This window comes from Streptomyces sp. NPDC059900, from assembly GCF_050270335.1.
Classification (GTDB): Bacteria; Actinomycetota; Actinomycetes; order Streptomycetales; family Streptomycetaceae; genus Streptomyces.
In genome coordinates, this window is the sequence record NZ_JBNNJZ010000118.1 from 1 (window position 1) to 19,231 (window position 19,231).

General features: G+C 69.7%; 14 protein-coding genes. 8 read left to right on the forward strand and 6 right to left on the reverse strand.

Annotated features, from left to right (window positions below; all coding sequences use genetic code 11):
* On the forward strand, window positions 1–666 hold a 666-nt coding region (locus ACQKIP_RS18215; RefSeq protein ID WP_427743445.1), incomplete at its 5' end, for a YceI family protein.
* Window positions 667–690: 24 nt separating this feature from the next.
* Here ACQKIP_RS18215 and ACQKIP_RS18220 read toward each other — a convergent pair.
* Entirely contained in the window at window positions 691–936 is a 246-nt protein-coding gene (locus ACQKIP_RS18220) for a hypothetical protein (protein WP_365857860.1), read from the reverse strand.
* A 57-nt stretch (window positions 937–993) separates the two neighbouring features.
* On the opposite strand from ACQKIP_RS18220, the gene holA reads away from it, so the two are divergent.
* The gene (holA, locus tag ACQKIP_RS18225; RefSeq protein ID WP_365857862.1) at window positions 994–1,977 is read left to right on the forward strand and encodes a DNA polymerase III subunit delta; all 984 of its coding nucleotides are present in this window, start codon (window positions 994–996) and stop codon (window positions 1,975–1,977) included.
* Window positions 1,978–2,258: 281 nt separating this feature from the next.
* Here holA and rpsT read toward each other — a convergent pair whose 3' ends face one another.
* Window positions 2,259–2,525 carry a 30S ribosomal protein S20 gene (rpsT, locus tag ACQKIP_RS18230; RefSeq protein WP_135334171.1) on the reverse strand — a complete coding sequence of 89 codons (267 nt, stop codon included), beginning with the start codon at window positions 2,523–2,525 and terminating at the stop codon, window positions 2,259–2,261.
* A gap of 250 nt (window positions 2,526–2,775) precedes the next feature.
* Here rpsT and lepA point away from each other — a divergent pair, with 250 nt between their 5' ends.
* A complete protein-coding gene (lepA, locus tag ACQKIP_RS18235) occupies window positions 2,776–4,647 on the forward strand; it encodes a translation elongation factor 4 (RefSeq protein ID WP_365857864.1) in 1,872 nt (623 codons plus the stop codon).
* A gap of 230 nt (window positions 4,648–4,877) precedes the next feature.
* Window positions 4,878–6,767, forward strand: coding sequence for an AMP-dependent synthetase/ligase (locus tag ACQKIP_RS18240; protein WP_365857866.1), 1,890 nt, complete (start codon window positions 4,878–4,880; stop codon window positions 6,765–6,767).
* Between the two features lie 62 nt (window positions 6,768–6,829).
* Here the strand turns inward: ACQKIP_RS18240 and ACQKIP_RS18245 are convergent, their stop codons facing one another.
* Together ACQKIP_RS18245 and ACQKIP_RS18250 are read right to left on the reverse strand one after the other, a co-directional pair.
* Window positions 6,830–7,414 (reverse strand): response regulator, encoded by a 585-nt coding sequence (locus ACQKIP_RS18245; protein ID WP_365857868.1) that lies wholly within the window; start codon window positions 7,412–7,414, stop codon window positions 6,830–6,832.
* Window positions 7,415–7,426: 12 nt separating this feature from the next.
* Window positions 7,427–11,524: a HAMP domain-containing protein gene (locus ACQKIP_RS18250; RefSeq protein WP_365858039.1), complete on the reverse strand. Its 4,098-nt coding sequence runs from the start codon at window positions 11,522–11,524 to the stop codon at window positions 7,427–7,429.
* A 270-nt stretch (window positions 11,525–11,794) separates the two neighbouring features.
* Here ACQKIP_RS18250 and ACQKIP_RS18255 point away from each other — a divergent pair, with 270 nt between their 5' ends.
* Window positions 11,795–13,714, forward strand: a complete 1,920-nt coding sequence (locus tag ACQKIP_RS18255) for a SpoIIE family protein phosphatase (RefSeq protein WP_365857870.1) — start codon at window positions 11,795–11,797, stop codon at window positions 13,712–13,714.
* 51 nt (window positions 13,715–13,765) lie between these two features.
* Complete coding sequence (gene hemW / locus ACQKIP_RS18260) at window positions 13,766–14,998, forward strand: radical SAM family heme chaperone HemW (protein WP_365857872.1); 1,233 nt, start codon at window positions 13,766–13,768, stop codon at window positions 14,996–14,998.
* Between the two features lie 251 nt (window positions 14,999–15,249).
* On the opposite strand, the gene ACQKIP_RS18265 is transcribed toward hemW, so the two are convergent.
* Both ACQKIP_RS18265 and ACQKIP_RS18270 read right to left on the reverse strand, forming a co-directional pair.
* Entirely contained in the window at window positions 15,250–16,074 is an 825-nt protein-coding gene (locus ACQKIP_RS18265) for a DUF3097 domain-containing protein (RefSeq protein ID WP_365857874.1), read from the reverse strand.
* Window positions 16,075–16,108: 34 nt separating this feature from the next.
* Window positions 16,109–16,852 carry an MBL fold metallo-hydrolase gene (locus ACQKIP_RS18270; RefSeq protein ID WP_365857876.1) on the reverse strand — a complete coding sequence of 248 codons (744 nt, stop codon included), beginning with the start codon at window positions 16,850–16,852 and terminating at the stop codon, window positions 16,109–16,111.
* Between the two features lie 169 nt (window positions 16,853–17,021).
* Between ACQKIP_RS18270 and hrcA the strand changes: the two genes are divergently transcribed.
* Together hrcA and dnaJ are read left to right on the forward strand one after the other, a co-directional pair.
* Window positions 17,022–18,038 (forward strand): heat-inducible transcriptional repressor HrcA, encoded by a 1,017-nt coding sequence (gene hrcA / locus ACQKIP_RS18275; protein ID WP_351160429.1) that lies wholly within the window; start codon window positions 17,022–17,024, stop codon window positions 18,036–18,038.
* Complete coding sequence (gene dnaJ / locus ACQKIP_RS18280; RefSeq protein WP_190080490.1) at window positions 18,039–19,178, forward strand: molecular chaperone DnaJ; 1,140 nt, start codon at window positions 18,039–18,041, stop codon at window positions 19,176–19,178.
* Window positions 19,179–19,231 lie beyond the last annotated feature (53 nt).

The following is a 19,231-nucleotide window of genomic DNA, read 5'->3' on the forward strand; positions in this document are numbered from 1 at the left end:
ATGTACAACAGTCTCGCGGTCTCGGCCGAGTGTTTAACAACGAACCGGGCGAACGCCACGGTCGGGGAGAGCGCGCATGCCTCGCTCGGCGACGTCATGCTCCAGATAGCGCCGGCCCTGCCGCTGCCCGAGTCCGGTGACTGGGAGATCGACCCCCTGCACTCGTCCGTCGCCTTCACCGCGCGGCACATCGGGCTTGCCCGTATCCACGGCCGGTTCAACAGCTTCGCGGGCGCCGTGCGGCTGGGGGAGCGGATGGAGGACTCCGCGATGCATGTGGTCATCGACGCCGCCTCCATCGACACCGCGGTGAAGATGCGCGACGACCATCTGCGGTCCGGCGACTTCCTCGACGTGGAGCGCTTCCCGACGATGGAGTTCTACAGCGACCGCTTCGCGCACAGGGGCGGCAGCCGCTGGGCGATCACGGGCGGCCTGACGCTGCACGGCGTGACGCGCACGGTCACGCTCGAGACGGAGTACCTCGGGGTGGGCCAGGGCCTGGAGGGTGAGACCCGCGTCGCCTGCCGTGCCTCCACCGAGCTGCACCGCGACGACTTCACGATCAACTGGCAGACGATGCTCGCCCGCGGCATCGCGGCGGTCGGCCCCAGCATCACCATCGACCTCGACATCCAGGTGCTGCCCAAGAGCGCGACGCCGTAGCCCCGCGCGGGCAGGCGGGTCCCGTCAGGGTGCCTCCAGCCAGCCCTCGTACTCCTCGGCCAGCGCATCGAGGGCCGCGCGGTCGAGGCGCCGCTCGGGGTCCTCGACCACGACCAGCCACTGGGCGTCCTCGGCGTCGTCCTCGCCGGCCAGGGCGTCACGGACGAGCTGGGGCTGCTCGCGCACGCCGAAACGGTCGGGAAGCTCTTCCGCCACTTCCTCCGCGGCATCGCGGTCGGGCAGCACCAGGACATGTCGTACGTCGGTCACCCGCCCATTCTCCGGTACGGGACGGGCTGTCAGTGCCGCGTGGGATGCTTTACCGCGATGGCCAGGAAGACAGATACCGCCGACCCGCTCGCTCCTCTCACGCTCGCCGTGGGCCAGGAGGACCTCCTTCTCGACCGCGCCGTGCAGCAGGTGGTCGCGGCGGCCCGTGCCGCCGACGCCGACACGGACGTGCGCGACCTCACCTCCGACAAGCTGCAGCCCGGCACGCTCGCCGAGCTGACCAGCCCCTCGCTCTTCGCCGAGCGCAAGGTCGTGGTCGTACGCAACGCGCAGGATCTGTCGGCCGACACGGTCAAGGACGTCAAGGCCTATCTCGCCGCGCCGGTCGAGGAGATCACCCTCGTCCTGCTGCACGCGGGCGGGGCCAAGGGCAAGGGACTGCTCGACGCCGCACGCAAGGCGGGGGCCCGTGAGGTCGCCTGCCCCAAGATGACCAAGCCCGCGGACCGGCTCTCGTTCGTGCGGAGCGAGTTCCGCGCCCTGGGCCGTTCGGCCACGCCCGAGGCGTGCCAGGCCCTCGTCGACTCGATCGGCAGCGATCTGCGGGAGCTCGCTTCGGCCGTGTCCCAGCTGGTGGCGGACATCGAGGGCACGATCGACGAGGCGGTCGTCGGCCGCTATTACACGGGCCGCGCCGAGGCCTCCAGCTTCACCGTGGCCGACCGTGCCGTGGAGGGCCGGGCCGCCGAAGCTCTCGAAGCGTTGCGCTGGTCCCTGTCGACCGGTGTCGCCCCCGTCCTGATCACCAGCGCCCTCGCCCAGGCCGTGCGGGCGATCGGGAAGCTCTCCTCCGCGCGGGGCGGGCGCCCGGCCGACCTCGCTCGCGAGCTCGGCATGCCGCCCTGGAAGATCGACCGAGTCCGGCAGCAGATGCGGGGGTGGTCTCCCGACGGGGTGGCGGTGGCTCTGCGGGCCTGTGCGGAGGCTGACGCGGGCGTCAAGGGTGGGGGCGATGATCCTGAGTACGCCCTGGAGAAGGCTGTCGTCACTGTTGCCCGCGCCGCGAGATCTCGCCGCTAGGCGTTGCTGCGGGGCCTGTGCCGTCGTCGTCCGCTGGTCGCGAAGTCTGCGGGTCCGTCGTGGCCGGTCGCGCAGTTCCCCGCGCCCCCAAAAAAAGACGCCTGCGCCCCTAGAACGCCCGCGCCCCTAACCGTCCCCGGACACAGCAATGCCCCCGGAGTGGGCCGGGGGCATCGTCGCAGCGTGGCGTACTGCGTGGTCTGTCCGCGATTCGAGGTAGAGGGCTCGAATTACCCTCGCGGAAGGATTGATCAGCGCCCCGGCGAGCCGGGGCAAGAGCTTCAGCCCTGGAGGGTCGCGACCTTCGAAGCAAGCGCCGACTTCTTGTTGGCGGCCTGGTTCTTGTGGATGACGCCCTTGGAGACGGCCTTGTCGAGCTGGCGCGAAGCCTCGCGCGTCGCCTCGACGGCCTTCTGGGTGTCACCGGCGGCAACGGCCTCGCGGGCCTTGCGGATCGCGGTCTTCAGCGAAGACTTGACCGCCTTGTTGCGCTGACGCGCCTTCTCGTTGGTCTTGATCCGCTTGATCTGGGACTTGATGTTCGCCACGAAAGAGCCTTTTCAGGTTCAGGTACTGCAGAGGTACTGCAGATGAGTTTTTTTGACATGCGCCTCAGTACCGAGAGGGCAAGGAGACACAGCTGCTCAGATTACCAGCCGCGCCCCGACCGGCCCAATCCGGGCCCGGCTCCCCACCCCGACCGGCCCAAACCGGGCCCAGTGCCCCACCCGTGGGACGATGGAATCTACGTATAGATCCGACCCGAGGCGACAGGCGCCTCAAGAGACAGGACCCTGCGTGCCCGCGATCCCTAAAAATGTGCCCGAGCCGAGCCGTACCGACCCGGCTCTGATCCGTAATTTCTGCATCATCGCGCACATCGACCACGGCAAGTCCACGCTCGCCGACCGGATGCTCCAGCTGACCGGTGTGGTCGAGCAGCGGCAGATGCGTGCTCAGTACCTCGACCGCATGGACATCGAGCGCGAGCGCGGCATCACGATCAAGTCCCAGGCGGTGCGTCTGCCCTGGGCCCCCACGGAGGGCCCCGAGCAGAGCAAGACCCACATCCTCAACATGATCGACACCCCGGGTCACGTGGACTTCACGTACGAGGTGTCGCGCTCGCTGGCGGCCTGTGAGGGCACGGTCCTCCTGGTCGACGCCGCGCAGGGGATCGAGGCGCAGACTCTCGCCAACCTCTATCTGGCGATGGAGAACGACCTCAAGATCGTTCCGGTGCTCAACAAGATCGACCTGCCGGCCGCCCAGCCGGAGAAGTTCTCCGAGGAGCTCGCCAACCTCATCGGCTGCGACCCCGAGGACGTCCTGAAGGTCTCCGCGAAGACCGGCATGGGCGTCGAGGCGCTGCTCGACAAGGTGGTCGCCGAGGTTCCGCCCCCGGTCGGCGTCAAGGACGCCCCGGCGCGCGCGATGATCTTCGACTCGGTCTATGACTCCTACCGCGGTGTCGTGACCTACGTCCGTGTGGTCGACGGCCAGCTCAACAAGCGTGAGCGCATCCGGATGATGTCCACCGGCGCCACGCACGAGCTCCTGGAGATCGGCGTCTCGTCGCCCGAGATGACCCCGGCCGACGGCATCGGCGTCGGCGAGGTGGGCTACATCATCACCGGCGTGAAGGACGTCCGGCAGTCCAAGGTCGGTGACACGATCACCTCCCTGAACAAGGGCGCCACCGAGCCTCTGGGCGGCTACAAGGACCCGAAGCCGATGGTCTTCTCGGGCCTGTATCCGCTGGACGGCTCGGAATACCCCGACCTGCGCGAAGCCCTCGACAAGCTGCAGCTCAACGACGCCGCGCTCGTCTACGAGCCGGAGACCTCCGCCGCGCTCGGCTTCGGCTTCCGCGTCGGCTTCCTGGGCCTGCTGCACCTCGACGTGATCCGTGAGCGTCTGGAGCGCGAGTTCGGGCTCGACCTCATCGCCACCGCTCCGAACGTGGTCTACCGCGTCACGATGGAGGACGGCACCGAGCACACCGTCACCAACCCGAGCGAATTCCCCGAGGGCAAGATCGACGAGGTGCACGAGCCCGTCGTACGCGCCACGATCCTCGCCCCGAGCGAGTTCATCGGCTCGATCATGGAGCTGTGCCAGAACCGGCGCGGCACCCTGCTCGGCATGGACTACCTCTCCGAGGACCGCGTGGAGATCCGCTACACGCTGCCCCTCGCCGAGATCGTCTTCGACTTCTTCGACCAGCTGAAGTCCAAGACGCGCGGTTACGCCTCGCTCGACTACGAGCCCACGGGCGAGCAGTCGGCCCAGCTCGTCAAGGTCGACATCCTGCTGCACGGCGACAAGGTCGACGCGTTCTCGGCGGTCACGCACAAGGACCAGGCGTACGCGTACGGTGTGCGCCTGGTCGCCAAGCTGCGCGAGCTCATCCCGCGGCAGGCCTTCGAGGTGCCCGTCCAGGCCGCGATCGGCTCCCGGGTCATTGCCCGCGAGACCATCCGCGCCATCCGCAAGGACGTGCTCGCCAAGTGCTACGGCGGTGACATCTCCCGTAAGCGCAAGCTGCTCGAGAAGCAGAAGGAGGGCAAGAAGCGCATGAAGATGGTCGGCTCCGTCGAGGTGCCGCAGGAAGCCTTCATCGCGGTGCTCTCCAGTGACGACAGCGGTCCGGGCAAGGCGAAGAAGTAGCCCGGGTCTCAACTGCCGCCCCGTCCGGCACGGGGGTCACACAGGCATCTCAGCGGGTCCGTCGCGCTCTTGCGCGGCGGACCCGTTCTTGTATGAAGTGACAGGCAGAAGCCCCTTACGTGGCGGGCTTCAGCGCTCTACTCTGATCACTGCTCGTAGGTTACTCGCAAGTTAAACAAGACCAGCAGCCGCCAGCCAGTCGCCGCATTGTCGCGGGTCCGGAGGATGTCGTGAGCGACACACAGACCTTGATCGAGAACCGTCCGCCTTCCGTGGCCCATCTTTTCCTTGAGCGCGTGGCGGCCACGCCCGACGCCGAGGCCTACCGCTATCCGGTGCCGGCCGCCTCGGGCGAGGGCCCCGACGAATGGAAGTCGCTGAGCTGGGCGCAGGCCGCCGAGCGGGTCTACGCCATCGCGGCGGGCCTGATCGAGCTCGGCCTCGCGCCCGAGGAGCGCGTCGCGCTCGCCTCGTCCACGCGGGTCGAGTGGATCCTCGCCGACCTCGGCATCCTCTGCGCGGGCGCGGCCACCACCACGGTGTATCCGCAGACCAATGCCGAGGAATCCACTTACATCCTGTCCGACTCCGGCAGCCGGGTGCTCGTCGCGGAGAACGCCGAGCAGCTCGCCAAGGCGCGCGAGAAGCGGGCCGAGCTGCCCGAGCTGCGACATGTCGTGGTGATCGACTCCGAGGGCGCCGGGCCCGCGGAGGGCGACCCCGAGGGCTGGGTGCTCTCGCTCGCCGATCTGGAGGCCCGCGGCGCCGCCCACCTGGAGAAGAACCCCGAGGCCGTCAAGGAGCGGATCGCGGCGATCACCAAGGACCAGCTCGCCACGATCATCTACACCTCCGGCACCACGGGGAAGCCCAAGGGCGTGCGCCTGCCGCAGGACAACTGGTCGTACATGGCGAAGGCCATCGCGGCGACCGGTCTGCTCGGCCAGGACGACGTGCAGTACCTGTGGCTGCCGCTCGCACACGTCTTCGGCAAGGTGCTTACCTCCGGCCAGATCGAGCTGGGGCACGTCACCGCGGTCGACGGCCGCGTGGACAAGATCATCGAGAATCTTCCGGTGGTGCAGCCGACGTACATGGCCGCCGTGCCGCGCATCTTCGAGAAGGTCTACAACGGGGTCGCGGCCAAGGCGCGGGCCGGTGGCGGCGCCAAGTACAAGATCTTCCTGTGGGCCGCCGAGGTCTCCCGCGAGTACGCGAAGGTCAGCCAGGACAACTTCCGCAGGACCGGCTCCGCGTCCGTGCCCTTCGGCCTCGGCGCCAAGCACAAGGTCGCCGACGCGCTCGTCTACTCCAAGCTGCGCGAGGCCTTCGGCGGACGGCTGCGTGCCGCCGTCTCCGGCTCTGCCGCGCTCGCGCCCGACATCGGCTACTTCTTCGCCGGCGCGGGCATCCACATCCTGGAGGGGTACGGCCTCACGGAGTCCTCCGCCGCGTCCTTCGTCAACCCGGGCGAGGCCTACCGCACCGGCACCGTCGGCAAGCCGCTGCCCGGCACCGAGGTCCGGATCGCCGACGACGGCGAGATCCTGCTGCGCGGCCCCGGCATCATGGAGGGCTACCACGGCCTCGACGACAAGACGGCCGAGGTCCTGGAGTCCGACGGGTGGTTCCACACCGGCGACATCGGTGAGCTGTCCGCGGACGGCTATCTGCGGATCACCGACCGCAAGAAGGACCTGATCAAGACGTCCGGCGGCAAGTACATCGCGCCCGCCGAGGTCGAGGGCCAGTTCAAGGCCGTCTGCCCGTACGTATCGAACATCCTGGTGCACGGCGCCGACCGGAACTTCTGCACCGCCCTGATCGCGCTCGACGAGCCGGCCATCCTCGCCTGGGCCAAGGACAACGGCCTCGACGGCAAGAGCTACGCCGACGTGGTCGCGGACCCGGCGACGGTCGGACTCATCGAGGGCTACGTCAAGCAGCTCAACGAAGGCCTGCAGCGCTGGCAGACCGTCAAGAAGTTCAAGCTGCTGCCCCGCGACCTGGACATCGAGCACGGCGAACTGACGCCCAGCCTGAAGCTGAAGCGACCGGTCGTCGAGCGCGAGTACCAGCACCTGATCGACGAGATGTACGCGGGATCACGCGAGGCCTGAGCTTTTGGCGCCTTGACTCCGTACGCGGGCGGGGTGCCTGACCTGACTGATCTGACGTCTGGTCAGGCACCCCGCCCGCGGCGCATCTCCTTCACCAGCTCCTCCATGTGCGTCACGTGGTGGCGCAGTTCGAGCACGTCCTTGAGGCTGCTGGCCGCCATGTGTGCCTCGATCGCGGAGAGGCGGGCCGCCAGTTCGTCGAACTGCTGCTGCTCGCGCGCCATGATCTTCTCCAACTGCTGGTTCTTGCGGTGCAGTTCGAGAAACACGGTGACCTTGGCGCGCAGCACCCAGGGGTCGAACGGTTTGGTCATGTAGTCCGCCGCGCCCGTCGCGTAGCCCCGGAAGGCATAGCCCGCGTCGTTGTCGGTGCCCGTCAGGAAGATGATGGGCACGTCCTTGGTCTGGTCGAGCCGCTTGATGTTCGACGCGGTCTCGAATCCGTCCATCCCCGGCATGCGCACGTCCAGGAGGATCACGGCGAATCGTTGCCGCAACAGGGCCTTCATCGCCTCTTCGCCCGAACGGGCGCGTACCAGTGGTTCGTTGAGTGACCCCAGGACGGCTTCGAGCGCCATCAGATTGTCCTCCATGTCATCGACAAGGAGGATGCTTGCGCGGTTGTCGGTCATGACCTCTGTGCTCATGGTGACAGTGCCTCACTCGGACGTCGGCGGAACAGCGGCCTCCCCGTGAGCGCCTGCCGGTTCCGCTGCAACGGGTTTCTCTTGGGTCGTGGGTGTGTCGGGCTCATGCGTGGCGCTGCTCTCAGGGGCAAGGAGCGTGCAGGCGACGGTGAGCAGTTGGTCGACGTCCACGGGTTTGGGTACGTAGTCGGTCGCACCCTGTTCGATGGCCTTCTCGCGGTCGCCGGGCATCGCCTTGGCGGTCAGCGCGATGATGGGCAGACCGCTCCAGCGCGGTGTGCGGCGGATCGCGGCGATGGTTTCGTAGCCGTCCATCTCCGGCATCATGATGTCCATCAGGATGAGGTCGGTGTCGGGGTTGCGCTCCAGGGTCTCGATTCCTTCGCGGCCGTTCTCCGCGTAGAGGACGGGCATGCCGACGCGGCTCAGCACATGGGTGAGCGCGAAGACGTTGCGGATGTCGTCGTCCACGATCAGGACGCGGCGCCCGCGGAGTATGCGTCCGGCCTGCCCCTCCCGGTACTCCTCCAGTTTGGTGGGGGTGGGCCAGCTGTCGTTCTGTTCGTGGAAGACGTGCGGGGCCATGGTGACCCGTTCGTCGGTCGACTCGGGCGGCGGCGGTGTCCTGGTCGCCGCGTACGCCGCCGCGGCGGCCCCGTGTCCGGGGTGCACCACGGGGACGTACAGCGTGAAGGTGGAGCCCTGGCCCGGCTTGCTCTCCGCGGTGATGCGGCCGCCGAGGAGCCCGGCGATCTCGCGGCTGATGGACAGGCCGAGGCCGGTGCCGCCGTACTTGCGGTTGGTGGTGCCGTCGGCCTGCTGGAATGCCTCGAAGATGGCGGGGAGCTGGTCGGTCGGGATGCCGATGCCGGTGTCCTTGACGGCGAAGGAGAGCCGGTCGCTGCCGTCGTGCAGCCGCATGTCGCCGGTGTTCTTGACCCGGCTCACGCGCAGCTCGACGCTGCCGCTCGCGGTGAACTTGACCGCGTTTGACAGGAGGTTGCGCAGGATCTGCTGGAGCCGCTGTTCGTCGGAGAACATCTCGCGCGGCACGTCCTCGCCGACCGACACCTCGAAGGCGAGCCCGCGGTCGAGGGTGAGGGGGCGGAACGTCGCGTGGACGTAGTCGAGGACCTTGATGAGGGGGAGCTTCTTGGGGCGGACGTCCATGCGGCCCGCCTCGATCTTCGACAGGTCCAGGATGTCGTTGATGAGTTGCAGGAGATCGGAGCCCGAGCGGTGGATCGTGGTCGCGAACTGCACCTCCTGGTCGGAGAGATGGCTGTCGGGGTTGTCGGAGAGGAGCCGGGCCAGGATGAGCAGGGAGTTCAGCGGGGTGCGCAGCTCGTGCGACATGTTCGCGAGGAACTCCGACTTGTACTGCGAGGAGGTGGCGAGGAGCGCCGCCTTCTCCTCAAGTTCGGCGTTCGAACGTTGCAACTCCGCCTGCTGGAGCTGGAGTTCGTCCGAGCGGTCCTGGAGCTGCGTGGCGAGCCGCTGGGACTCGCTGAGCAGGGACTCCGTACGGGAGTTGGCGATGATGGTGTTGATCGCGACGCCGATCGTGCTCACGAACTGGTCGAAGAACGCGAGGTGCACGTCCGAGAAGCGGGAGAACGTGGCCAGCTCGATGACGCCGAGCAGCTTGTCCTCGAAGAGGATCGGGATGATCACCAGGCTGGCCGGTGCGGCGTCCCCGAGACCCGAAGTGATCTTGATGTAGTCGGGCGGCACCTCGTCGACGAGGATCCGCTTCTTCTCCAGGGCCGCCTGGCGCACCAGGCCGTGCGCGGGCATCGCGCCCGTGTCGACGACCGAGCCCTGCGCGGAGCCGTACCCGGCGATGAAGGCGAGCCCCTTGACGGGCGGGGTCTGCAGCGTCGTGGCCTCCCCGGCCTCCGGGTCGGCCAGGAAGAAGGCGCCGTACTGGGCGTTCACCAGCGGGGTCAGCTCGCGCAGGATCAGGTCCGCGACCTCCATCAGGTCACGGTGGCCCTGCATCAGACCCGCGAGACGGGCGAGGTTCGACTCCAGCCAGTCCTTGGCACGGGTGGTCTCGCGGAGGTTGGAGACCATGACGTTGATGTTGTTCTTGAGCTCGGAGACCTCGCCCCGCGTCTCGACGGTGATGGACCGGGTCATGTCGCCCTGGGCCACGGCCGATGCGACCTCGGCGATCGCCCGGACCTGCGTGGTGAGGTTCAGGGCGAGTTCGTTCACGTTCGTCGTCAGGCGCTTCCACGTGCCGTACACGCCCTCGACCCGGGCCTGGCCGCCCAGCTGGCCCTCGGAGCCGACCTCGCGGGCCACCCGGGTGACCTCCGAGGAGAAGGAGGACAGCGTGTCCACCATGGTGTTGATGGTGGTCTTCAGTTCCAGGATCTCGCCGCGCGCGTCCACGTCGATCTTCTTGGAGAGGTCACCCTGGGCCACCGCCGTCGCGACCTGGGCGATGTTGCGGACCTGGCCCGTGAGGTTGTCCGCCATGTAGTTGACGTTGTCGGTGAGGTCCTTCCAGACGCCCGATACGCCGAGCACCTGGGCCCGCCCGCCGAGCCGGCCGTCCGTGCCGACCTCGCGGGCCACGCGGGTCACCTCGTCCGCGAAGGCGCGCAGCTGCTCCACCATCGTGTTGACGGTGTCCTTCAGTTCCAGGATCTCGCCGCGCGCCGTCACCGTGATCATCTTGGACAGGTCGCCGTTGGCGACGGCCGTGGTGACCTGGGCGATGTTGCGCACCTGGGAGGTGAGGTTCAGCGCCATGAAGTTGACGTTGTCCGTCAGGTCCTTCCAGACCCCCGACACACCGCGCACCTGGGCCTGACCGCCGAGGTTGCCCTCGGTGCCGACCTCGCGGGCCACGCGGGTGACCTCGTCGGCGAAGGCCGAGAGCTGGTCCACCATCGTGTTGATGGTGGACTTCAGTTCGAGGATCTCGCCCTTCGCCTCGACGGTGATCTTCTTGCCCAGATCGCCCTGGGCGACAGCCGTCGACACGAGGGCGATGTTGCGCACCTGGGAGGTGAGGTTGTCGGCCATGAAGTTGACGTTGTCGGTGAGGTCCTTCCAGACCCCGGACACGCCGCGCACCTGAGCGCGACCGCCGAGGTTGCCCTCCGTGCCGACCTCGCGGGCGACACGGGTGACCTCGTCGGCGAAGGCAGAGAGCTGGTCGACCATCGTGTTCACCGTCGACTTCAGTTCGAGGATCTCGCCCCGGGCGTCGACGGTGATCTTCTGGCTCAGGTCGCCGTTGGCGACGGCCGTGGTGACCTGGGCGATGTTGCGCACCTGGGAGGTGAGGTTCGACGCCATGAAGTTGACGTTGTCGGTGAGGTCCTTCCAGACCCCCGACACACCGCGGGCCTGCGCCCGGCCGCCCAACTGACCCTCGGTGCCGACCTCGCGGGCGACACGGGTCACCTCGGCCGCGAAGGCGGAGAGCTGGTCGACCATCGTGTTGACGGTCAGCTTCAGTTCGAGCAGCTCACCCGTGGCCTCGACGGTCACTGTCCGTGTCAGGTCGCCCTGCGCCACCGCCGTCGTCACCAGGGCGATGTCGCGCACCTGGGCGGTGAGCCGGGCGGCCATCGTGTTCACGGCCTCCGTCACGTCACGCCAGCTGCCCGAGAGGCCCCGCACCTTGGCGCGACCGCCCAGCCGCCCCTCCGTGCCGACCTCGCGCGCGACGCGGGTGACCTCGCCCGTGAAGAGCGACAGCTGGTCGACCATCGTGTTCACCGCACGGCCCAGGCGCCGCAGGTCGCCCCGTAGTTCACGGGTGCCGTCGTGCAGGTCCACGCGCTGCGTGAGGTCACCGCCCGCGACCGCGTTCAGGACGCGGGTGGCGTTGGCCGCGGGAGCGACCAGCGAGTCGAGCAGCGAGTTGACGTCATGGATGCGCGTGGCCCAGCTGCCCTGCCCCGGACTAGCGGAGAACCGCTCGTCGAGGTGGCCGTGCCGGATGATCTCCCGGCGCACACGGGAGAGTTCGCCGTCGAAGTGCAGGGAACGGTCGAGCATCTCGTTGAAGACGGTGTGCAGCTCGGCCGTCAGGCCGTGGCCGGTCACCGCTACCTTGGTGAAGTCCCCGTCCCGCGCCGCGCGCATGGCGGCGAGGAGTGGACGCAGGTCGGAAATCACTTCCGGAGCTGACTCCCGGTGGGTGTCTGAGGCCGTGTCCGGATCGACTCCGGAAGCAGGCGAAGGTATCGGAGCTGGTTTCGGTGCCGGAATCCGACCGTAACCGAGCGCGGGCATAGCACTGTTCTCACTCATAGCGGCCCACTTCAGTAACTCGGTGCTTATGGGCGTGGCCAGTCTGTCACTCTGTCGGTGTCGCCTGAGGCGTATTCGACCGAACTGCTCAGGAGCCGAAACGTGGGGTCCATTCCGATGCAACGGGAGACCACTTTCCGTGCGTCCGCCCAGCCGGGGCACCAGCCCGGCCCGCCGGCGGTGGTGTGCACGTCGCTGCCCGGAAACCCGTTGGCGCCCGCCGCCGCACGAAGGTTCGTGCGCGCCGCGCTCGCCGACTGGAGAGAACTCTCCGTGCCCGCCGCGGCCGGTGTCACCGACCGGGTCACCGACGATGCCGTGCTCTTGGTCAGCGAGCTCGTCACGAACGCCGTCGTGCACGCGGGCACCACGGTCGAGCTGCTGTGCCGGCTCGACGAGGCGGGCCTGGGCGAGAACACGGACTCCCTGGTCATCGAGGTGTCCGACCACCATCCCGCCCGCGCGGTGCGCAGCGAGCCCACGCCCCAGCCGCCGGGCACACCCGAGTACGGCCGGGGTCTGCAACTCGTCGCGGCCCTCTCCGAGTCCTGGGGCATCACCTACCGCACCGGCACCAAGTCCGTCTGGGCCCGCCTGCCGGTCGAGGGCGTGCAGGCCCCTCAGGAGATCGAGTCGTACGCGAGCGAACAGGCGATGCAGCGCGGCCTGCGCGGCATCGACATCCTCGCCCCGCTGCCCAGACGCGTCACGCACGACACCGAGTGGGTCAACCGCGGGGCGCTCACCTTCCTCGCCGAGGCGTCGGACCTGCTCGCAGGGCAGTTCGACGAGGAACTGGTGGCCGCCCTTGCCGGACAGCTGCTCGTGCCGCGGCTCGCCGACTGGTGCGCGGTGTGGCTCGACGACGAGGCGGAGGCCGCGCCCCGCGGCGACGCGGGCAGCGGCAACGCGAGCCGGCTCGCCCGCGTCTGGCACGCCAGCGAGCAGCGCATGGAGGAACTGCGCCGCAACCTGGAGAAGAACCCGCCCCAGCTGCCCGAATCAGCGGGCTCCGGAGCCGTCCCCGTGCCGTGGCCCGGCGAGGCGATGACCGGCGAGGAGACCGGCACGGCCCTGGCCTTCCGCCTCACGGCGGGCGGCGGCGCCCTGGGCACGCTCGTCATCGGGCGCGCCGGGATGATCCGGTTCGCCGACGAAGTCACCGGTCTCATCGAGGACTTCAGCCGCCGCGTGGCGCTCGCCATCAGCGCGGCGCGGCGCTATCAGCGCCAGGCCACCATCAGCCAGGTCCTCCAGCGCGGCCTGCTGCCGAGCTCCGTCGCGGACATCCCCGGCATGCACAGCGGCCTGGTGTACGAGCCGCGGGACAAGGGCGGCCCCGGCGGCGACTTCTACGACGTGTTCCAGGCGGGCAAGGGCCGCTGGTGCTTCGCGCTCGGCGACGTGCAGGGCAAGGGGGTCGAGGCGGCCGTCGTGATCGGCCTCGCCCGCCCGTGGCTGCGGCTGCTCGCCCGCGAGGGGTACGAGGTCGCCGAGGTCCTCGACCGCCTCAACCAGCTCCTCCTGGACGACGCGACGGAAGCGGCGGACGCGGCCGCCGCGGTCATCGCGGTCGCGGGCGGCCAGGGCCTGCCGCCCGACGGGGCCACCTCCCGCTTCCTCTCCCTCCTCTACGGCGAGCTGGTGCCCATGGACGGCGGCGGCGTCCGCTGCACGGTGGCGAGCGCAGGTCACCCCCTGCCGCTCCTTCTCTCCCCCGACGGCACGGTCCGGGGCGCGGCCACGCCGCAGCTCCTGCTCGGGGTCGACGACGCGACGTACACCAGCGAGACCTTCGAGCTGTGGGCGGGCGACACGTTGCTCTGCGTGACGGACGGCGTGACCGAGCGGCGCTCGGGACGCCAGATGTTCGACGACGGCGACGGCCTCGCGGCAGCGCTCTCGAGCTGCGCGGGCCTGGACGCGGGGCTCGTGGCGGAACGGATCAAGAGGCTGGTGCACGAGTTCTCGGAGCGGCCGCCGGACGACGATCTGGCGGTGCTGGTGCTACAGGCGCAGTAGGGGCCGCGCGCGCGGCGTCCGGTCGGCCCGCGGTGCGGGACAATGGAAGGCATGCCTTCCGCACTGCCCGATGGTGAGCCCATGCCCGAGGACGGCGCGCTGCCCGCGTCCGCCCTGGAGGGAGCGGCGGCCCGTCCGCTCGGCTTCTACCTCCACGTCCCGTACTGCGCCACGCGCTGCGGCTACTGCGACTTCAACACCTACACGGCCACCGAGCTGCGCGGCTCCGGCGGCGTGCTCGCCTCGCGCGACAACTACGCGGACACCTTGATCGACGAGGTGCGGCTCGCGCGGAAGGTGCTCGGGGACGACCCGCGCCCGGTCCGGACCGTCTTCGTGGGAGGCGGTACGCCGACGCTCCTGGCCGCATCCGACCTCGTACGGATGCTCGGCGCGGTCCGTGAGGAGTTCGGGCTCGCGGACGACGCGGAGATCACCACCGAGGCGAACCCGGAGTCCGTCGATCCGGCCTACCTGAGCGAGCTGCGGGCCGGCGGCTTCAACCGCGTCTCCTTCGGGATGCAGAGCGCGAAGCAGCACGTACTGAAGGTGCTCGACCGTACGCACACCCCCGGGCGTCCCGAGGCGTGCGTGGCCGAGGCGCGGGCGGCGGGCTTCGAGCACGTCAACCTCGACCTCATCTACGGCACGCCGGGCGAGAGCGACGAGGACTGGCGGGCCACGCTCGACGCGGCGATCGGCGCCGGACCCGACCACGTCAGCGCCTATGCGCTGATCGTCGAGGAGGGCACGCAGCTGGCGCGGCGCATCCGGCGCGGGGAGGTGCCGATGACGGACGACGACGTCCACGCGGACCGGTATCTCATCGCCGACGAGGTGCTAGGGGGCGCGGGCTACTCCTGGTACGAGGTGTCCAACTGGGCCACCTCCGAGGCCGGGCGGTGCCTGCACAACGAGTTGTACTGGCGGGGGGCCGACTGGTGGGGGGCCGGGCCGGGGGCCCACAGCCATGTGGGGGGTGTGCGGTGGTGGAACGTCAAGCATCCGGGGGCTTATGCGGGGGCCCTTTCCGCCGGGCGCTCGCCGGGGGCCGGGCGGGAGGTTCTTGCCGGTGAGGACCGGCGGGTGGAGCGGATTCTGCTGGAGCTGCGGCTGCTGGAAGGGTGCCCGCTGTCCTTGCTGCGGGCTGCGGGGCTCGCGGCTGCGGGGCGGGCGCTGGCCGACGGTCTTCTTGAGGCGGGGCCTTACGAAGAGGGGCGGGCTGTGCTGACCCTGCGGGGGCGGTTGCTGGCGGATGCGGTGGTCCGGGACCTGGTGGACTGAGGTCCGGGCGGTCCCTGCGGGGCTTTCCCCAGTCCCGCCCCTTCCCGAAGTTCCGGCTCCGCCGGCTCGCGCGCACCGTCATCACCGGCTCCGCCGAGTTCGTCCTCAAACGCCGGACGGGCTGGAGATCTTCACGCCGGGACGCGCTGCGGGGTACTCGGGTGGGTGGGCGGGAAAGATCCGCTTGGGGGGGCGGGAAAGATCCGCCGCGAAGCGGCGGTGCATACGCCGGGAACGTGGCCCGCGGCGGGCTAGTCCTCCGTCCCCGTGACGAAGTCGATCAGTTCCTCCACGCGGCCGAGCAGGGCCGGTTCAAGATCCCTGTAACTGTGCACCGAACCCAGGATCCGTTGCCACGCGGCCCCCGTGTTCGGGGGCCAGCCGAGTGCCTCGCAGACGCCCGTCTTCCAGTCCTGGCCGCGCGGGACGCGGGGCCACGCCGCGATCCCCACCGACGACGGCTTCACCGCCTCCCACACGTCGATATAGGGGTGCCCCACCACCAGCGCGGAGGAAGAACTCACCTCCGCCGCGATCCGCGACTCCTTCGAGCCGGGCACCAGGTGGTCCACCAGGACGCCCAGCCGGGCATCGGGGCCGGGGGAGAACTCCGCGACGATCGCCGGGAGGTCGTCGATGCCCTCCAGGTACTCGACGACCACGCCCTCGATCCGCAGGTCGTCGCCCCACACCCGCTCGACGAGCTCCGCGTCGTGCCGTCCCTCCACATAGATCCGCCCGGCGCGTGCCACCCGGGCCCGCGCCCCCGGCACGGCCACCGAGCCGGACGCGGTGCGTGTGGGACGTACGAGAGGAGCGGCGGCGGAAGGGCGGACGAGGGTGACCGTGCGGCCCTCCAGGGCGAAGCCGCCCGGGGTCATCGGGAAGACGCGGTGCTTGCCGAAGCGGTCCTCCAGGGTCACCGTCGGACCCTCCGCCGTCTTCTCGCAGCGGATCACCGCCCCGCAGAAGCCGGTGCCCAGCTCCTCCACCACGAGGTCCGCCTCCGCGGCGACCTCGGGCACGGGCTTCGGCTTCTTCCACGGCGGGGTGAGGTCTGCGGAGTACTGGCGCATTCGCATGACGATAAGAGAAGAGGCGTACGACCGGCTACGACACGCCGAAGCGAGCCGCCAGTGTGGCGCGCTGCGCACGGACAAAAGCCGCATCGACCACCGCACCGTGCCCCGGCACGTACAGCGCGTCAGGACCGCCCAGTTCGAGGAGCCGGTCGAGCGCCGCGGGCCACCGCTCCGGTACCGCGTCATCGCCCGCCTGCGGTTCGCCCGACTCCTCGACCAGGTCCCCGCAGAAGACGATCTCCGGGCTGCCCGCGCCCGCCGGGACGAGCACCGCCAGGTCGTGCCCCGTGTGACCGGGCCCGACGTTCGCCAGCAGGACCTGTACCCCGCCGCCCAGGTCCAGCGTCCACTCCCCGCACACCGCGTGATGCGGCCGGACGAGCAGATCGGCGGCCTCCGCCGCTGCGTCCTCGCCGACCCCGTGCCGCACCGCCGACGCACGCAGTTCGTCGCGGCCCCCGGCGAGCAGCTTGTCGAGGCCGACCGCGCCGTACACCTCCACGCCCGCGAACGCCGCCGCACCCAGCACATGGTCGAAGTGCGGGTGCGTCAGGGCGAGGTGGGTGACCCGCCGCCCCCCGCCGAGAATGCCGCGCGCCTGCGTGCGCAGCTCTGCTCCCTCGCGCAGGGTCGCCCCCGCCTCGATCATCAGCGCCGATTCGCCGCCGACGACCAGGCCCGCCGTACAGTCCCAGACCGGGAGGCGCCGCCGCCCCACATGCGGCGCGAGCCGCTCCCAGCCCGCCTCGTCCCAAGCCAGTGCCACGTCCATACGCCGACGCTAGCCCCGTGGCGGCCGCCCGGCAGCCGCTGCCCTTGCCGGGGCCGTACCTCACGGCCGTACACTGGGCGCGGCGCGGGCTGGCACTCACCTGTGGGGAGTGCCAGGCGGGGCCGCAGAGCAGACAGGTTTCAGGGCAAAAAGGTGGAGGTGTGCGCGGATGCTCAGTGAACGCAGGCTCGAGGTGCTGCGCGCCATCGTCCACGACTATGTCGGCACCGAGGAGCCCGTCGGCTCCAAGGCGCTCACCGAGCGGCACAGCCTCGGGGTCTCCCCGGCCACCGTCCGCAACGACATGGCGGCGCTGGAGGAGGAAGGGTTCATCGCCCAGCCTCATACGAGCGCGGGGCGCATCCCGACCGACAAGGGGTACCGCCTCTTCGTCGACCGGCTCGCGGGCGTCAAGCCGATGGCGGCGCCGGAGCGCAGGGCCATCCAGAACTTCCTCGACGGCGCCGTCGACCTCGACGACGTCGTGGCGCGCACGGTGCGGCTGCTCGCGCAGCTGACCCGGCAGGTCGCGGTCGTGCAGTATCCGTCGCTCACGCGGTCGACGGTGCGGCACGTGGAGCTGCTTTCGCTGGCTCCCGCCCGGCTGATGCTCGTCCTGATCACGGACACGGGCCGGGTCGAGCAGCGCATGATCGACTGTCCCGCGCCGTTCGGCGAGACCTCGCTCGCGGATCTGCGGGCGCGGCTCAACAGCCGGGTCGCGGGCCGGCGCTTCGCGGACGTGCCGCAGCTGGTGCAGGACATGACGGAGTCCTTCGACGCGGAGGACCGGGGCACCGTGGCGACGGTGCTCTCCACCCTCCTCGAAACCCTGGTCGAGGAGACCGAGGAGCGGCTGATGATCGGCGGGACGGCCAATCTCACCCGCTTCGGACATGACTTTCCCCTCACCATCAGGCCCGTCCTGGAGGCTCTTGAGGAGCAGGTCGTTCTGCTCAAGTTGCTTGGCGAGGCCACGGATTCGGGCATGACCGTACGGATCGGTCACGAGAACGCCCATGAGGGACTCAGCTCTACGTCCGTGGTCTCCGTCGGCTACGGTTCGGGCAGCGAGGCAGTAGCCAAGCTCGGCGTGGTCGGCCCGACCCGCATGGACTATCCGGGAACGATGGGAGCAGTACGCGCAGTGGCACGTTACGTCGGACAGATCCTGGCGGAGTCGTAAGTGGCCACGGACTACTACGCCGTACTAGGCGTGCGCCGCGACGCTTCCCAGGACGAAATCAAGAAGGCCTTCCGGAGGCTTGCGCGAGAGCTTCACCCGGACGTGAATCCGGATCCGAAGACTCAGGAGCGCTTCAAGGAGATCAACGCCGCGTACGAGGTGTTGTCGGACCCGCAGAAGAAGCAGGTCTACGACCTCGGCGGCGACCCGCTGTCCCAGGCGGGCGGCGGCGGTGGTGCGGGCGGTTTCGGAGCCGGTGGCTTCGGCAACTTCTCGGACATCATGGACGCGTTCTTCGGTACGGCGTCGCAGCGTGGCCCCCGGTCGCGCACGCGCCGCGGCCAGGACGCCATGATCCGGCTCGAGATCGACCTCGACGAGGCGGCCTTCGGGACCACCAAGGACATACAGGTCGACACGGCGGTCGTATGTACGACCTGCAGCGGTGAAGGCGCCGCGCCGGGAACGTCCGCCCAGACGTGTGACATGTGCCGCGGTCGCGGTGAGGTGTCGCAGGTCACGCGGTCCTTCCTCGGCCAGGTCATGACCTCGCGGCCCTGCCCGCAGTGTCAGGGCTTCGGCACGGTCGTGCCCACCCCGTGCCCGGAGTGCGCCGGCGACGGCCGCATCCGGTCGCGGCGGACGCTCACTGTGAAGATCCCGGCCGGTGTCGACAACGGCACGCGGATCCAGCTCGCGGGCGAGGGCGAGGTCGGCCCCGGCGGCGGCCCCGCCGGTGACCTGTACGTGGAGATCCACGAGCTGCCGCACGCCGTGTTCCAGCGGCGCGGCGACGACCTGCACTGCACGGTCACCATCCCGATGACGGCCGCGGCTCTGGGCACGAAGGTGCCCCTGGAGACGCTGGACGGCCTCGAAGAGGTCGACATCCGTCCGGGCACGCAGTCCGGCCAGTCGGTGCCGCTGCACGGCAGGGGCATCACGCACCTGCGGGGCGGCGGCCGGGGCGACCTCATCGTGCACGTCGAGGTCCTCACGCCGACCAAGCTGGACGCGGAGCAGGAGCGGGTCCTGCGGGAGCTTGCGCAGCTGCGCGGCGAGGAGCGGCCCACGGGGCAGTTCCAGCCGGGGCAGCAGGGCCTGTTCTCCCGCCTGAAAGACGCGTTCAACGGGCGCTGAGGTTTTGTGGTGCTCCGGCACCGGGGGCTGGTACCCCGGTGCCGGAGTACTGC

Excerpts from the sequence above, each read along its gene's own strand:
- holA (WP_365857862.1), top strand. The coding sequence starts at position 994 with ATGGCCAGGAAGACAGATACCGCCGACCCGCTCGCTCCTCTCACGCTC.
- ACQKIP_RS18250 (WP_365858039.1), bottom strand. The coding sequence starts at position 11,524 with ATGCGCGCGGCGCGGGACGGGGACTTCACCAAGGTAGCGGTGACCGGC.
- ACQKIP_RS18265 (WP_365857874.1), bottom strand. The coding sequence starts at position 16,074 with ATGCGCCAGTACTCCGCAGACCTCACCCCGCCGTGGAAGAAGCCGAAG.
- ACQKIP_RS18245 (WP_365857868.1), bottom strand. The coding sequence starts at position 7,414 with ATGAGCACAGAGGTCATGACCGACAACCGCGCAAGCATCCTCCTTGTC.
- ACQKIP_RS18270 (WP_365857876.1), bottom strand. The coding sequence starts at position 16,852 with ATGGACGTGGCACTGGCTTGGGACGAGGCGGGCTGGGAGCGGCTCGCG.
- hrcA (WP_351160429.1), top strand. The coding sequence starts at position 17,022 with ATGCTCAGTGAACGCAGGCTCGAGGTGCTGCGCGCCATCGTCCACGAC.
- hemW (WP_365857872.1), top strand. The coding sequence starts at position 13,766 with ATGCCTTCCGCACTGCCCGATGGTGAGCCCATGCCCGAGGACGGCGCG.